Origin of the sequence: Pseudomonas sp. GXZC (genome assembly GCF_026967615.1) — a bacterium.
GTDB lineage: Bacteria > Pseudomonadota > Gammaproteobacteria > Pseudomonadales > Pseudomonadaceae > Aquipseudomonas > Aquipseudomonas azotoformans_A.
In genome coordinates this window covers 4,153,579-4,168,460 of record NZ_CP114115.1, presented here as the reverse complement: position 1 = coordinate 4,168,460, position 14,882 = coordinate 4,153,579, and the positions used below count along the sequence as shown (strand labels likewise).

The window sequence follows — 14,882 nt, the reverse complement described above, 5'->3', positions numbered from 1 at the left end:
GCATCATGAGTCACTTACTGGATCAACTGCGGTTCTTCAACCGCAAGCAAGACGAGTTCTCCGAAGGCCACGGCGAGACCCGCAAGGAGTCGCGCGATTGGGAAAACGTCTACCGTTCGCGCTGGCAGTACGACAAGATCGTGCGCTCCACCCACGGGGTGAACTGCACCGGTTCCTGCTCGTGGAAGATCTATGTGAAGAACGGCCTGATCACCTGGGAAACCCAGCAGACCGACTACCCGCGCACCCGCAACGACTTGCCCAACCACGAACCCCGGGGCTGCCCGCGTGGCGCCAGCTACAGCTGGTACATCTACAGCGCCAACCGGCTCAAGTACCCGAAAATCCGCAAGCCCCTGCTCAAACTGTGGCGTGAAGCACGCCTGACGATGGCCCCGGTAGACGCCTGGGCGAGCATTGTCGAGGACAAGGCCAAGGCCGAGTCCTACAAGAGTAAGCGCGGCATGGGCGGTTTCATCCGTTCCAATTGGGAGGAGGTGAACGAAATCATCGCCGCCTCCAACGTCTACACCATCAAGCAATACGGGCCGGATCGCATCGTCGGCTTCTCGCCGATCCCGGCCATGTCCATGGTCAGCTACGCCGCCGGCTCGCGTTACTTGTCGCTGCTCGGCGGGGTGTGCCTGAGTTTCTATGACTGGTACTGCGACCTGCCACCGGCCTCGCCCATGGTGTGGGGCGAACAGACCGACGTGCCGGAATCGGCCGACTGGTACAACTCCAATTACATCATCGCCTGGGGCTCCAACGTCCCGCAGACCCGTACCCCAGACGCGCATTTCTTTACCGAGGTGCGCTACAAGGGCACCAAGACCGTGGCCATCACCCCCGACTATTCGGAAGTGGCCAAGCTCACCGACCTGTGGCTCAACCCCAAGCAGGGCACCGACGCCGCGTTGGCCCAGGCCTTCAATCATGTGATCTTCAAGGAATTTCACCTCGACCACCCGAGCCCCTATTTCACCGATTACGCCAAGCGTTTTACCGACCTGCCGGTGCTGGTGATGCTCAAGCCCGTGACCGGTTTTGCACCGGGTGCCGGCTTCCAGCCTGACCGCTTCCTGCGCGCCTCGGACCTCACCGGCAACCTCGGCCAGGACAACAACCCGGAATGGAAAACCATCGCCCTCGACGAAAGCGGCGAACTGGTCTCGCCGCAAGGCTCTATCGGCTACCGCTGGGGCGAGAAGGGCAAGTGGAACATCCTCGCCAAAGAGGGCGGAGAAGGTCGCGCCATCGACCTGAAACTGAGCCTGATCGGCGCGGACGTGGCCGAGGTGGGCTTCCCGTATTTTGCCGGCGAATCCCACGAGCACTTCCAGCATGTGGCCGGGGATGCCGTGCAGTTCCGACGCGTGCCGGTGCACAGTGTGACGCTGGCCGATGGCAGCGTGGCCAAGGTCGCCACGGTGTTCGACCTGTCGGCCGCCAACCTGGCCATCGACCGTGGCCTGGGCGGCAGCAACGTCGCCAAGGGCTACGACGATGCCAGCGTGCCCGGCACCCCGGCCTGGCAGGAAGCGATCACCGGCGTCAGCCGCGAGAAAGCCATCCAGATCGCCCGCGAGTTCGCCGACAACGCCGACAAGACCAAGGGCCGTTCGATGATCATCGTCGGCGCGGCGATGAACCACTGGTACCACATGGACATGAACTACCGTGGGCTGATCAACATGCTCATGCTCTGCGGTTGCGTCGGCCAGACCGGCGGCGGCTGGGCCCACTACGTCGGCCAAGAGAAACTGCGCCCGCAATGCGGCTGGCTGCCCCTGGCGTTTGGCCTGGACTGGAGTCGTCCGCCACGGCAGATGAACGGCACCAGCTTCTTCTACGGCCACAGCTCGCAGTGGCGCCATGAAAAAATGAACATGCACGATGTGCTCTCGCCCATGGCGGACAAGTCGCAGTTTCCCACCCATGCGCTGGACTACAACATCCGCGCCGAACGCGCCGGCTGGCTGCCGAGTGCGCCGCAGCTCAACACTAACCCGCTGCACATCTGCCGGGATGCGGCGGCGGCGGGCATGGACCCGAAAGACTACGTGGTCAAGTCCTGGCAGAACGGCACCTTGCGTTTTGCCTGCGAACAACCGGACAGCCCGGCGAACTTCCCGCGCAATATGTTTATCTGGCGCTCCAACCTGCTCGGTTCGTCGGGCAAGGGCCATGAGTACATGCTCAAGTACTTGCTGGGCACCAAGAACGGCGTGATGAACGAAGACATCGGCTTTGGCGGCGAGAGCAAGCCCACCGAGGCCGAGTGGGTCAACGAGGGCGCCATCGGCAAGCTCGACCTGGTGACCACGTTGGACTTCCGCATGTCGTCCACCTGCGTGTATTCCGACATCGTCTTGCCGACCGCTACCTGGTACGAAAAAGACGACATGAACACCTCGGACATGCACCCGTTCATCCACCCGTTGTCGGCGGCCATCGACCCGGCGTGGGAGTCGCGCTCTGACTGGGAAATCTACAAGGGCATCGCCAAGGCCTTTTCCGACATGGCGGTCGGGCACCTGGGCGTCGAGCAGGATCTGGTCACCGTGCCGCTGATGCATGACAGCGTTGGCGAACTGGCCCAGCCCTTTGGCGGCACCGACTGGAAAAGCGCCGGTGTGGCGCCGGTACCCGGCAAGAACGCGCCGAACATGGCGGTGGTGGAACGCGACTATCCGAATATCTACAAAAAATTCAGCTCCCTCGGCCCGTTGCTGGAAAAACTCGGTAACGGCGGCAAGGGCATCAACTGGAACACCGAGGAAGAAGTCGAGTTTCTCGGCGAGCTGAATCATCACGAAGGTGATGCAGGCATCAGCCACGGTCGGCCGAAGATCGACACGGCCATCGACGCGGCCGAGGTGATCCTGTCCCTGGCCCCGGAAACCAACGGCAAGGTCGCCCTGAAAGCCTGGGCCGCGCTGTCGGAATTCACCGGCATCGACCACAGCCACCTGGCGATTTCCAAGGCCCACGAAGCCATCCGTTTTCGCGATATCCAGGCGCAGCCGCGCAAGATCATTTCCAGCCCCACCTGGTCGGGCCTCGAAGACGAGCACGTGAGCTACAACGCCGGCTACACCAACGTTCATGAAAACATCCCATGGCGCACCATCACCGGCCGCCAGCAGTTCTACCAGGACCATCCGTGGATGCAGGCGTTCGGCGAGCAGCTGATGAGTTATCGGCCACCGGTCAACACCCGCACCATCGAGGGCGTGAAGGGCAAGCGCAGCAATGGCGAGCCGGAGATCGTGCTGAACTGGATCACCCCGCACCAGAAGTGGGGCATCCACAGCACCTACAGCGACAACCTGCTGATGCTCACCCTGAGCCGTGGCGGGCCGATCGTGTGGCTCTCGGAAATCGACGCCAAACGCGCCGGTATCGAGGACAACGACTGGATCGAATGCTTCAACGTCAACGGCGCGCTCACCGCCCGTGCGGTGGTGAGCCAGCGGGTCAAGGAGGGCATGGTGATGATGTACCACGCCCAGGAACGCATTGTGAACGTGCCGGGTTCGGAAACCACCAAGACCCGTGGCGGCCACCACAACTCGGTGACCCGCGTTGTGCTCAAGCCGACCCACATGATCGGCGGCTATGCCCAGCAGGCCTACGGCTTCAACTACTACGGCACGGTCGGTTGCAACCGCGATGAATTTGTCGTGGTGCGCAAGATGGCCAAGGTCGATTGGCTCGATGGCTCCCACGGCGATGACCTGCCACGCCCATTGCCGACCGATATCGAGGAGAACTGAGATGAAAATTCGCTCACAGATCGGCATGGTGCTGAACCTGGACAAATGCATCGGCTGCCACACCTGCTCGATCACCTGCAAGAACGTGTGGACCAGCCGTGAAGGCATGGAATACGCCTGGTTCAACAACGTCGAGTCCAAGCCCGGCATCGGCTACCCCAAGGAATGGGAAAACCAGGACAAATGGAAGGGCGGTTGGATCCGTAACGCCAGCGGCACCATCAACCCGCGTATCGGCGGCAAATTCCGCGTGTTGGCCAACCTCTTCGCCAACCCCGACCTGCCGAGCCTGGACGACTACTACGAGCCCTTCGACTTCGACTACCAGCACTTGCACACGGCGCCGCTGGGCGAGCACCAGCCCACTGCGCGCCCGCGTTCGGTGGTGTCGGGCAAGCGCATGCAGAAAATCGAGTGGGGGCCCAACTGGGAAGAAATCCTCGGCACTGAGTTCGCCAAGCGCCGCAAGGACAAGAACTTCGACCAGATCCAGGCCGACATCTATGGCGAGTACGAAAACACTTTCATGATGTACCTGCCGCGCCTGTGCGAGCACTGCCTCAACCCGGCGTGTGCGGCGTCGTGCCCCAGCGGTGCGATCTACAAGCGTGAAGAAGACGGCATCGTGCTGATCGACCAGGAAAAATGCCGGGGCTGGCGCATGTGCATCAGCGGCTGCCCGTACAAGAAAATCTACTTCAACTGGAAGAGCGGCAAGTCCGAGAAGTGCATCTTCTGCTACCCGCGCATCGAAGCCGGAATGCCCACCGTGTGCGCCGAAACCTGTGTCGGCCGCATCCGCTACCTTGGTGTGTTGCTGTACGACGCCGACCGCATCAGCGAAGTGGCCAGCACCGCCAGCGAACACGACCTCTACGAGAAACAGCTGGAGATCTTCCTCGATCCCAACGATCCGGCCGTAATCCGCCAGGCTCTGGCCGATGGCGTGCCACAGTCGGTAATCGACTCGGCCCAGCGCTCGCCCGTCTACAAAATGGCCGTGGACTGGAAGCTGGCGCTGCCGCTGCACCCGGAATACCGCACCTTGCCGATGGTCTGGTACGTGCCGCCGCTGTCGCCGATCCAGAACGCCGCCGCTGCCGGCACCGTGGGCATGAATGGGGTGATCCCGGACGTGGACAGCCTGCGCATCCCCCTGCGTTACCTGGCCAACATGTTGACCGCCGGCGACGAAAAACCGGTCAAGCGTGCCCTCAAACGTCTGCTCGCGATGCGTGCCTTCAAGCGTTCCCAGCAAGTGGAAGGCGTGCAGGACCTGCAAGTGTTGGAAGATGTGGGCTTGAGCGTGCCGCAAGTGGAAGAGATGTACCGCTACCTGGCCATCGCCAACTACGAAGACCGCTTTGTGGTGCCCAGCGCCCACCGCGAGGACGCCATGAGTGACGCCTTTGCCGAGCGTTCCGGCTGTGGCTTCAGTTTCGGCAGCGGTTGTAGCGGCAGTTCCGACACCAATATGTTCGGCGCCAAAAAGGCTAACCGCCGCGACGTGCTGAAAACCGTACAGATCTGGGAGGACTGAGCCATGCGCATTCTTAAAGTGATCTCGCTGCTGCTGGACTATCCCACTGAGCGCATGGTGTGCGGTCGCGATGAGCTGGAGCAGGCGATTATCGAATCTCGGGAAATCAGCCCCAAGCAACGTGGCGCCTTGTTCGAACTGCTGGAACTGATCTGCGCCAATGACCTGATGGATGGCCAGGAACACTACGGCGCGTTGTTCGGCCGTGGGCGTTCACTGTCGCTGTTGTTGTTCGAACACGTGCACGGGGAGTCCCGCGACCGTGGCCAGGCGATGGTCGACATGATGGCCCAGTACGAGGCAGCCGGTTTTGCCATCGGCGTCAAGGAGCTGCCGGACTTTATCCCGTTGTACCTGGAGTTCCTCTCTACCCGCGAAGATATCGAGGCCCGCGAGGGCCTGGCGGACGTAGCGCACCTGCTGGCGTTGCTCGCGGCGCGCCTGGAAGAGCGTGAAAGCGCCTACGCCAGTTGCTTCCGGGCACTGCTGCAAATCGCCGGCGCCGAGCCGCACCAGGCCGTGGCCGAGGTGCGAGCCCAGGTGGCTGCAGAACCGCGTGATGACTCCCTCGAAGCCCTCGACAAGATATGGGAAGAGGAGGCCGTGGACTTTATGCAGGCCGAACAGCAGGACCGCTGCGGTGCGCTACCGAGCGCACCGGGTAAAGCGCGGGAAGAAAGCGCCGTGCCGTTGCACTGGGTGGATTTTCAGCAAGAAGGGCGGGCCGCGTTGCCTGCCGGGGAGGTGGGTAATGTCTAAGTGGAATTTGCTGGTATTCGGGGTGTACCCCTATGTGGCCCTGGCGATCTGTTTGTTGGGCAGTTGGGCACGGTTCGACCTGTCGCAGTACACCTGGAAGGCCGGCTCCAGCCAGATGCTGGCCAACCGTGGCATGCGCGTGGCGAGCAACCTTTTCCATATCGGCGTGCTGTTTGTGCTGGCCGGGCATTTTGTCGGTTTGCTGACCCCGGCGTCGGTGTACCACCACGTGATCAGCACTGAAAACAAGCAACTGCTAGCGATGGTCTCCGGCGGATTTTTCGGTCTGCTGTGCCTGGTGGGCTTGCTGATGCTGGTCAAGCGTCGCCTGAGCGACCCACGTATGCGTGCCACGTCGAGTGCGTCGGACATCCTGATCCTGCTGGTGCTGCTTGCGCAGTTGCTGCTCGGGCTGCTGACCATTGTCGCCTCGACTGGGCATATGGACGGCTCGGTGATGGTGATGCTCGCCGACTGGGCGCAGAACGTGGTGTTGCTGCGGCCGGTGCAGGCGGCGGAGTCGATCGCGCCGGTACCGTTGATCTACAAGGCCCACGTGGCACTGGGCCTGACGCTGTTCGTTTTGTTCCCGTTTACCCGCCTGGTGCACATGGTCAGCGCACCGATCTGGTACCTGGGCCGTCGTTATCAAATCGTGCGGCAGAAGTCGTGAGGAGCGCGTAATGACCCAGCCTGAATTGATTGCCAGCAGTGAACAGGAATGGCCCATTGTCAGCGTCAACGGCGTGTCGATCACGCCCGAGGCGATGGCCCTGGAGCTGCAATACCACCCGGCCGAAAGCCGCGAAGCGGCGGTGTACCTGGCCGCCCGCGCACTGGTGATTCGCGAGTTGCTGCAACAGCGCATCACTGAGCTGGGCCTGGCGGTGGACATCGCCCCCGGCGAGAACGAAGAAGAAGCCGCCACGCGTTTGTTACTGGAGCGCGAGATTACCGTGCCGCAGTGCGACGAGGCGACTTGTCGGCATTATTTCGACAGCAACCGTGGGCGTTTCCACAGCGCGCCATTGCTGGCGGTGCGGCACATACTGCTCGAATGCGCGCCGGACGATGCCGAGGCCCGGCAGATGGCTCATGTGCAGGCCGAAATCCTGCAGATGAGCCTGGCGCAGGCCCCAGGCAGCTTCGCCGAACTGGCTCTCAAGTATTCGGCATGCCCGTCCAAGGCCCAGGGCGGTTCACTGGGCCAGATCAGCAAGGGCCAGACCGTGCCGGAACTGGAGCGCCAGTTATTCACCCTGGCGCCCGGCCTGGCCGACAAGCCCTTGGAAAGCCGTTACGGCTGGCACGTGATCAGCGTCGACCAGCGCATCGAAGGCCAGCCGTTGCCCTACGAAGCCGTGGCGGGCGCCATCCGCACCCAGTTGCAGCAGGGCGTGTGGCAGAAGGCGTTGGTGCAATACCTGCAAACCCTGATCGGCGCGGCGGACATCCGTGGCCTTGCGCTGCAAGGCGCCGACTCGCCGTTGGTGCAGTGACATGAGCCTGGTGGATGGACTCGGCCGTTCAATCGATTACCTGCGTTTGTCGGTGACCGACCGATGTGATTTTCGCTGTGTGTACTGCATGGCGAAAACCATGACCTTCCTGCCGCGCCAGCAGGTGTTGAGCCTGGAAGAGCTGGAACGCCTGGCCCGGCTGTTTGTGGGCCAAGGCGTGCGCAAGATTCGCCTGACGGGTGGTGAGCCGTTGATCCGTCCAGGCATTGTGGATTTGTGCCGCAACATTGCGGCGCTGCCGGGCTTGCGTGAGCTGGTGATGACCAGCAATGGCTCGCAGTTGGCGCGCCTGGCGCGGCCGTTGGTGAAGGCGGGGGTCAAGCGCATGAATATCAGCCTCGACAGTCTGGATCCCGAGCGGTTTCGGGCGATCACGCGTAACGGTGATTTGCGCCAGGTGCTGGAGGGGATCGAGGCGGCGCGGGATGCGGGGTTTGAGCGGGTCAAGCTTAATTGTGTGGTGATGAAGGGGCGCAATTTTGATGAGGTGTCGGGGTTGGTTCGGTATGCGATTGAGCAGGGGATCGATATCAGTTTTATCGAGGAAATGCCTTTGGGGGATGTGGGGCGTTCGCGGGGGGAGGCGTTTTGTGCCAGTGATGAAGTACGTGGGGTGATCGCGCGTGAGCATGTCTTGCTCGACAGTGCAGAGAGTAGCGGGGGGCCGGCGCGGTATGTGCGGTTGGCGCGTTATCCCGACACGCGTATCGGGTTTATCTCGCCCAATTCACAGAATTTTTGTGGGAGTTGTAACCGGGTGAGGATGACGGTGGAGGGACAGCTTTTGTTGTGTCTCGGGCAGGATGATGCGCTGGATTTTCGTGGGTTGCTTAGGCGGTATCCGCAGGATGATGGGCCTTTGATTGAGGCATTGCATAAGGCATTGCAGGGGAAGCCGGTGCGGCATGATTTTACTGGGGCGGGGGAGGTGCAGGTGGTGCGGTTTATGAGTATGAGTGGGGGGTGATAGTGGGCTGGGTACATATGTACACGATCAAAAAACCTTGACCCCGATCAATAGCGCTGCAACCCAATCTCCGTAATCTCACTGCATATTGTGCTAGCCAAGAAAAAAATACCTATATGTAGTGTCTGGAGCCCCCCAATGCAAACCACGCTAACCCCGCTCACCAGCACCCACCTCCAAAAACGCGACGGCACCCTGGCCCCCTTCAACGCCGAAAAAATCCGCCAAGCCCTGATCGCCGCCGGCACCGCCACCGCCGAATACCCAACCACCGAGGCCGACCTGCTACTGAGCGCAGTCCTGGCACGCCTAAGCAGCATCAATCCCCTGGGCGTCGAACAAGTCCAAGACAACGTCGAACGCGTACTGATGGACGCCGGCCACTTCCAGTCAATGCGCGCCTACATCGTCTACCGCGAACAACACGGCCGCCTGCGCCGCAACCGCAAAACCCTGGTGGAGGTCGCCACCTCGATGAACGAATACCTCAACCGCGAAGACTGGCGCGTGCAAGCCAACGCCAACCAGGGTTATTCCCTGGGTGGACTGGTGCTGAACGTGGCCGGCAAAGTCACCGCCAACTATTGGCTCGACGAGGTCTACAGCGAGCAGATCGGTCGCGCCCACCGCGAGGCGGATCTGCATATCCATGACCTGGACATGCTCGCCGGCTACTGCGCCGGCTGGTCCCTGCGCTCGCTTTTGCACGAAGGCCTCAACGGTGTGCCGGGCCGGGTCGAAGCCGGGCCACCCAAGCACTTGAGCAGTGCCTTGGGCCAGATGGTCAACTTCCTCGGCACCCTGCAAAACGAATGGGCCGGCGCCCAGGCGTTCAGCTCTTTCGACACCTATCTCGCACCCTATGTGCGCAAGGATCAACTGAGCTATCCCGAAGTGCGCCAGGCCGTGCAGGAGTTCATCTACAACCTCAACGTGCCGTCGCGCTGGGGCACGCAGACGCCGTTTACCAACCTGACCTTCGACTGGGTCTGCCCGCAAGATCTGCGTGAGCAGGTGCCGGTGATCGGCGGTGAAGAAATGCCCTTTGCCTATGGCGACCTGCAAGCGGAAATGGAGCTGATCAACCGCGCCTACATCGAAGTGATGCAGGCCGGGGACGCCAAGGGCCGGGTGTTCACCTTTCCGATTCCCACCTACAACATCACCCATGATTTTCCCTGGGACAGCGACAACGCCGACCGCCTGTTCGAGATGACGGCGCGTTACGGTTTGCCGTATTTCCAGAACTTCCTCAATTCCGATATGCAACCCAACCAGGTGCGCTCGATGTGCTGCCGCCTGCAACTGGACGTGCGTGAATTGCTCAAACGCGGTGGCGGATTGTTCGGTTCGGCGGAGCAGACCGGCTCACTGGGTGTGGTGACGATCAACTGCGCACGCCTGGGTTACCTGTTCAAGGGCGACACCTCAGGCCTGCTGCAACGCCTGGACAGCCTGATGGAAATGGCCATGGAGAGCCTGGAGGTCAAGCGCAAGGTGATCCAGCACCACATGGATGCCGGTTTATATCCCTACACCAAGCGCTACCTGGGCACGCTGCGCAATCACTTCTCCACCATCGGCCTTAATGGGATGCACGAGATGCTGCGCAATTTCAGCGGTGACGAGGAGGGCATGCACACCGAGCAGGGCCGCGCCTTTGCCCTCAAGCTGCTCGACCATGTACGCGCCACGTTGCTGCGCTTCCAGGAAGACACCGGCCACCTCTACAACCTCGAAGCCACCCCGGCCGAAGGCACCACCTACCGCTTTGCCAAGGAAGACCGCAAGCACTACCCAGACATCCTGCAAGCGGGCAGCGACGTCGCGCCGTACTACACCAATTCCTCGCAGCTGCCGGTGGGCTTTACCCAAGACCCCTTCGAAGCCCTGGAACTGCAAGATGAACTGCAATGCAAATACACCGGCGGCACCGTGTTGCACCTGTACATGGCCGAGCAGATTTCCTCGACCCAGGCCTGCAAGCAACTGGTGCGCAAGGCGCTGGGGCGTTTCCGCTTGCCGTACTTGACGGTGACGCCGACGTTTTCGATCTGCCCGGTGCATGGCTACCTGGCCGGTGAACATGAGTTCTGCCCCAAGTGCGATGAAGTGTTGGCCCTGGCCAGCTAAGCGAACCTTTCAACCCTCAAGGAGATTCACCATGCAAACCTCCCAGCCACAACGCCAGCGCTGCGAAGTCTGGACCCGGGTGATGGGCTACCACCGGCCGGTGTCGGCGTTCAACCCCGGCAAACAATCCGAGCACAAGGAGCGCGTGCACTTCACTGAAACGGCCGCTGCGGCCGGGCGCCAATGAGTCGAGCGCTACAGGTCGGGGGCCTGGTGCCCCTGACCACTCTCGACTACCCCGGCATGCTCGCCTGTGTGCTGTTCTGCCAGGGCTGCGCCTGGCGTTGTCGTTACTGCCACAACCCGGACCTGATCCCACCGCGCGCCAGCACGCAGGTGGATTGGCGCCGGGTGTTGCTGTTTCTGCAACGGCGCCGCGACTTGCTCGACGCCGTGGTGTTCAGCGGCGGTGAACCGACCTTGCAGGAAGGCTTGCCGGCGGCGATGGATGAAGTGCGCGCGATGGGTTTTCACATCGGCCTGCACAGCGCGGGGATCAAGCCGGCAGGGTTTGCCCATGCCTTGCGCCATGCCGACTGGGTCGGGTTTGATGTCAAGGCGCTGGCCGAAGACTGCCAGTCGATCACCCAGGTCAAAGACAGCGGCGCCGCCAACTGGCGCAGCCTCGACACCTTGCTTGCCAGCGGCGTGGAGTATGAATGCCGCACCACCGTGCATTGGCACCTGATCGACCCACCGCGCCTTTTGCTCCTGGCCCAACGTTTGCAAGCCCGTGGTGTGCAGCGCTTTGCCGTGCAGATGGTGCGCACCGCCAGCATGCTCGACACGCAGTTGCCGAGTGCCCCGGCACAGGCCGCATTGCCGGAGCTGTGGGGCCGTCTGCGCGAGTTGTTTCCCGCTTTTGTATTGCGAGGGTGACCCGCACCCTCAGCCGGTTTTTATCGATGCTGCCCATGGTGGGCAGGTTTTCATCAAGGAATGTTCAGAATGAAGCAGTTAACCACGGCACAACGCATTGTCATCGGTTTCGCGATTGCGCCGCTGGCCCTGGTCGGTTTGGTGTTCTATGCCTTGCACGACCTGGCAACCCTCAAGCAACAATCCCAACAGATTGTGCAGCAGGACTGGCCGAAAATCGCGCCGATCATGGTGATCGCCACCGGCGTGCGCGATAACGGCCGCAACACCCGCGACCTGCTGATCGACCAGGATAACCAGCAGGCCCAGGAAGCCATCGGCACCACCCGGCAACGCATTACCCAGGCGTTCGCGACCCTGGAGCCGCTGCTCGATACTGCCGAAGGCAAGGCGGCCTACGCGACATTGAAGGCCCATCGTGAAACCTATGTGGCGGCGTTCACGCAAGTGCAAGCGCTGATCAAGCAAGGCGCCCGCGAGCAGGGCCTGGCCCAGCTCAAGCAGCAGGTGGTACCGGCCGAGCTTGAAGTGTTCAAGAGTCTGGACGCGTTGATGGCCATGCAGGGACGTTTGTTCGCCGAGCGTGAGCAGGCCGCGCAGTCGCTGTACGACAACGCTCGACGCAACATGATCGGGCTGCTTTTGCTGTGCGTGGCGTTGGTGGTGACCGCCGCCGTGATCGTCACCCGCAGCGTGATCCGTCCTTTGGGCGGCGAGCCGGACGAAGCCGCGCGTGTGTTGAGCCATATCGCCCAGGGCGACCTGACCATCAACGTGCCGGTGGGCAACAGCGCCGAGGGCAGTGTGATGCGCAACCTGCATCAGATGCAGCAGAACCTCAACCAGATGGTGCGCCATATTGCGGCGTCGGTGGACGGCGTGGCCAGTTCCTCCGAGGAGCTCAGCGCGGTCAGCAGCCAGACCAGCAGCAGCCTGCAGTCCCAGGGCCATGAGATCGAACAAGCCGCCACGGCGGTGAATGAAATGACCGCCGCCGTGGATGAAGTCGCGCGCAACGCCGTGAGCACCAGCGAGGCCTCGCGCCTGTCGGAACAGACCGCCCAGCGCGGCCGTGCGCAGGTGCAGGAAACCGTGGCGTCGATCAACACCTTGGCCACCGGCGTTGTGGAAACCTCCGAACGCATCCAGCAACTGGCGGGCCGCGTGCAAGACATCAGTAGCGTGCTGGAAGTGATCCGCAGCATTGCCGACCAGACCAACCTGCTGGCCCTCAATGCCGCCATCGAAGCGGCCCGTGCCGGCGATGCCGGACGCGGCTTTGCGGTGGTCGCCGATGAGGTGCGCGCGTTGGCCCATCGCACCCAGGCGTCGACCCAGGAGATTGAGCAGATGATTGGCAATATCCGCCAGGACACCGAGCACGCAGTCGCGGCCATGCACAGCAGCAGCGAGCGCGTACAGGCGACCCTGGGCGTGGCGCAGCGTTCGGGTGAAGCCCTAGATGAGATCACCCGGTCTATTTCGCAGATCAACGAACGCAACATGATGATCGCCAGCGCCACCGAGGAACAGGCCCTGGTGGCGCGGGAGGTGGATCGCAATCTGGTGGGTATTCGCAACTTGTCGCAGCAAGTGCTGCAAGGGGCGTTGCATACAGAGACGGCGGGGCATGACCTGGCGGGCATGGCGGGGGCGCTGCACCAGACGGTGGCGCGGTTCAAGGTTTAGCCTGCAGCGGGCGCCGAAACAGTGCGGACTGTGGGTTTGATTTCAGTCAAGTCCACAGCCGTGCGTCAGCAGTAGGGTGGGGGCTCTGTCCGGAGTAAGGAGCACAGCCATGGCCAAGCCTTTTCCGTTGCACCCCAAACACCCCGAACGTATCTGCTGGGGCTGCGACCGCTACTGCGGTGCGGCCGACCTAGCTTGCGGCAACGGTGCCGACCGCACCATGCACCCGGCCGAGATGCTCGGTGATGACTGGTACGAACACGGCGACTGGGGGCTTGCGCCTGAGCCGCCGGTGACGGATGAGTCGTCAACTGCCTGAGCGAGGTTTTTGCTGAGTTTCTTTTTGCTGGCGGTCGGCGGGTTTAGCCGGCTTGCTCGGTTGCTTTTCAGTTTCTTTGGTTTTCTTGTCGCTGTCGGGGGGGCTGCTGGGGTAGGTTCCCGGCGGCAGTGCTGAACCGGCAGCGCTGTCGCCGCTCAAGGCGCTCGCAGCCGGCTCGGGGTTATCGCCAAATGCGGCGAAGGCAGGGCCGGCGAGCAGGGCTGACAGGCCGACGACTATGAGTAAAGTCCTTTGGGGCAACCAGGTCTTCATGACGCAATCCCCTCTCGTGATGCATCAAGAGCCTGGATTTGCTCCAGGCTCGGGTCATGCCTCGATCAGGCCGCCATGGGCTTGGTCGAGTGCAATTTTTTATGCGCCGCTTTCACCGCTTCCATTTCAGCACCCAACTCTTCAAGCAGCGCTTTGCCCAGCAGTTTTTTTGCCTGGGGGAACATCTCGGTTTCTTCTTCCTCGATGTGGTGTTCGAGCAGCTCCTTGACCACTTTGACGCGACCGGAAAACTCCGTAGTCGAAGGTTCGGTCTGCTTCAGATCAGGCAGTACCAAGGAATCGACAGTGCGGTGCTCCTCTTTGGCTTCGTGATACATGATGTCCTGCTCCTTGCCGCCGGCTTTCCTGAACGCCGGGTAGAGAATTTCTTCTTCGAGCTTGGTGTGCAGGCTTATTTCCGCTTCCAGCTTGGCCAACAGCTCAGTGCGTTTTTTGACCCCGCGTTCGGTGGACTCACTCAATTGAGTCAACAGGGCCTTCACGCGTTCGTGGTCGGCTTTGAGCAGGTCAATGGCGTTCATGGATGACACCTCACGGGAATATTCAGGGCATGTCGAAATGCATACCTCGTCCCGTACTCTGGTGCATCAGTTGTACCAACTTGAGCTATTTTTAATTCATCAATTAATTCAATGGCCTACGATAATCTGAAGGTGAAGCGTGTCGTGCAGGTTGCATGGTGTTGCCTGTGACACGTTGCATTCCACAACCCGAATCAGTTGACGCAAATTTTTATGAACCCTCGCAGCCATCGCTTGACCTAATGCATACGACCTAGGAGGTGAAGCATGGAAATTCAATACATCTGGATCGGGTTGGCGGTGATTCTGCTGCTCTTGGAACTATGGGCCATCAACATCGTACTGCGCAGCACGGGGGGCTGGGAGTCGAAAGGATTGTGGCTGGTCATTCTGATTTTTGTGCCGTTGTTTGGGCTTATCGCCTGGGCGATGTTCGGGCCCAAACGCGAGATGCCCGAGCAGCGTAAAAGTTGAGTCAGGCC

Annotated in this window: 14 protein-coding genes; 12 read left to right on the top strand and 2 right to left on the bottom strand. The window is 61.5% G+C overall.

Features of this window, described 5'->3' with window-relative positions; genetic code table 11:
* The first annotated feature begins 5 nt into the window (after positions 1-5).
* The 11 genes from OZ428_RS19250 to OZ428_RS19200 all read left to right on the top strand — a co-directional run bounded on the left by OZ428_RS19250 (position 6) and on the right by OZ428_RS19200 (position 13,585).
* The gene (locus OZ428_RS19250) at positions 6-3,779 is read left to right on the top strand and encodes a nitrate reductase subunit alpha (protein WP_269130929.1); all 3,774 of its coding nucleotides are present in this window, start codon (positions 6-8) and stop codon (positions 3,777-3,779) included.
* A gap of 1 nt (position 3,780) precedes the next feature.
* Entirely contained in the window at positions 3,781-5,319 is a 1,539-nt protein-coding gene (gene narH, locus OZ428_RS19245) for a nitrate reductase subunit beta (protein ID WP_269130928.1), read from the top strand.
* 3 nt (positions 5,320-5,322) lie between these two features.
* On the top strand, positions 5,323-6,078 hold the full coding sequence (narJ, locus tag OZ428_RS19240) for a nitrate reductase molybdenum cofactor assembly chaperone (RefSeq protein WP_269130927.1): 756 nt from the start codon (positions 5,323-5,325) through the stop codon (positions 6,076-6,078).
* Positions 6,071-6,751, top strand: a complete 681-nt coding sequence (gene narI / locus OZ428_RS19235) for a respiratory nitrate reductase subunit gamma (protein ID WP_269130926.1) — start codon at positions 6,071-6,073, stop codon at positions 6,749-6,751. Before narJ ends, narI begins: the two co-directional genes overlap by 8 nt.
* A 10-nt stretch (positions 6,752-6,761) precedes the next feature.
* On the top strand, positions 6,762-7,577 hold the full coding sequence (locus OZ428_RS19230; RefSeq protein WP_269130925.1) for a peptidylprolyl isomerase: 816 nt from the start codon (positions 6,762-6,764) through the stop codon (positions 7,575-7,577).
* A gap of 1 nt (position 7,578) precedes the next feature.
* On the top strand, positions 7,579-8,565 hold the full coding sequence (gene moaA, locus OZ428_RS19225) for a GTP 3',8-cyclase MoaA (protein ID WP_269130924.1): 987 nt from the start codon (positions 7,579-7,581) through the stop codon (positions 8,563-8,565).
* Between the two features lie 138 nt (positions 8,566-8,703).
* Entirely contained in the window at positions 8,704-10,698 is a 1,995-nt protein-coding gene (locus OZ428_RS19220; protein ID WP_269130923.1) for a ribonucleoside triphosphate reductase, read from the top strand.
* 31 nt (positions 10,699-10,729) lie between these two features.
* Positions 10,730-10,885 carry an anaerobic ribonucleoside-triphosphate reductase gene (gene nrdD, locus OZ428_RS19215; protein ID WP_269130922.1) on the top strand — a complete coding sequence of 52 codons (156 nt, stop codon included), beginning with the start codon at positions 10,730-10,732 and terminating at the stop codon, positions 10,883-10,885.
* Positions 10,882-11,577, top strand: coding sequence for an anaerobic ribonucleoside-triphosphate reductase activating protein (locus OZ428_RS19210; RefSeq protein ID WP_269130921.1), 696 nt, complete (start codon positions 10,882-10,884; stop codon positions 11,575-11,577). Before nrdD ends, OZ428_RS19210 begins: the two co-directional genes overlap by 4 nt.
* Before the next feature lie 69 nt (positions 11,578-11,646).
* A complete protein-coding gene (locus OZ428_RS19205; RefSeq protein ID WP_269130920.1) occupies positions 11,647-13,266 on the top strand; it encodes a methyl-accepting chemotaxis protein in 1,620 nt (539 codons plus the stop codon).
* A 109-nt stretch (positions 13,267-13,375) separates the two neighbouring features.
* Positions 13,376-13,585, top strand: coding sequence for a DUF3079 domain-containing protein (locus OZ428_RS19200; RefSeq protein ID WP_033901870.1), 210 nt, complete (start codon positions 13,376-13,378; stop codon positions 13,583-13,585).
* Here the strand turns inward: OZ428_RS19200 and OZ428_RS19195 are convergent.
* A complete protein-coding gene (locus OZ428_RS19195; protein WP_269130919.1) occupies positions 13,574-13,858 on the bottom strand; it encodes a hypothetical protein in 285 nt (94 codons plus the stop codon). The two genes, OZ428_RS19200 and OZ428_RS19195, sit on opposite strands and share 12 nt — an antisense overlap.
* Before the next feature lie 65 nt (positions 13,859-13,923).
* A complete protein-coding gene (locus tag OZ428_RS19190; protein ID WP_269130918.1) occupies positions 13,924-14,400 on the bottom strand; it encodes a hemerythrin domain-containing protein in 477 nt (158 codons plus the stop codon).
* A 267-nt stretch (positions 14,401-14,667) separates the two neighbouring features.
* Here OZ428_RS19190 and OZ428_RS19185 point away from each other — a divergent pair, with 267 nt between their 5' ends.
* A complete protein-coding gene (locus OZ428_RS19185; protein WP_028616597.1) occupies positions 14,668-14,874 on the top strand; it encodes a PLDc N-terminal domain-containing protein in 207 nt (68 codons plus the stop codon).
* Positions 14,875-14,882 lie beyond the last annotated feature (8 nt).

Bases quoted from the DNA above. Each gene is read 5' to 3' on its own strand.
- OZ428_RS19195 (WP_269130919.1), bottom strand. From the start codon at position 13,858: ATGAAGACCTGGTTGCCCCAAAGGACTTTACTCATAGTCGTCGGCCTG.
- OZ428_RS19220 (WP_269130923.1), top strand. From the start codon at position 8,704: ATGCAAACCACGCTAACCCCGCTCACCAGCACCCACCTCCAAAAACGC.
- OZ428_RS19185 (WP_028616597.1), top strand. From the start codon at position 14,668: ATGGAAATTCAATACATCTGGATCGGGTTGGCGGTGATTCTGCTGCTC.
- moaA (WP_269130924.1), top strand. From the start codon at position 7,579: ATGAGCCTGGTGGATGGACTCGGCCGTTCAATCGATTACCTGCGTTTG.
- narI (WP_269130926.1), top strand. From the start codon at position 6,071: ATGTCTAAGTGGAATTTGCTGGTATTCGGGGTGTACCCCTATGTGGCC.
- OZ428_RS19210 (WP_269130921.1), top strand. From the start codon at position 10,882: ATGAGTCGAGCGCTACAGGTCGGGGGCCTGGTGCCCCTGACCACTCTC.
- OZ428_RS19205 (WP_269130920.1), top strand. From the start codon at position 11,647: ATGAAGCAGTTAACCACGGCACAACGCATTGTCATCGGTTTCGCGATT.
- narH (WP_269130928.1), top strand. From the start codon at position 3,781: ATGAAAATTCGCTCACAGATCGGCATGGTGCTGAACCTGGACAAATGC.
- OZ428_RS19190 (WP_269130918.1), bottom strand. From the start codon at position 14,400: ATGAACGCCATTGACCTGCTCAAAGCCGACCACGAACGCGTGAAGGCC.
- nrdD (WP_269130922.1), top strand. From the start codon at position 10,730: ATGCAAACCTCCCAGCCACAACGCCAGCGCTGCGAAGTCTGGACCCGG.
- OZ428_RS19200 (WP_033901870.1), top strand. From the start codon at position 13,376: ATGGCCAAGCCTTTTCCGTTGCACCCCAAACACCCCGAACGTATCTGC.
- narJ (WP_269130927.1), top strand. From the start codon at position 5,323: ATGCGCATTCTTAAAGTGATCTCGCTGCTGCTGGACTATCCCACTGAG.
- OZ428_RS19230 (WP_269130925.1), top strand. From the start codon at position 6,762: ATGACCCAGCCTGAATTGATTGCCAGCAGTGAACAGGAATGGCCCATT.
- OZ428_RS19250 (WP_269130929.1), top strand. From the start codon at position 6: ATGAGTCACTTACTGGATCAACTGCGGTTCTTCAACCGCAAGCAAGAC.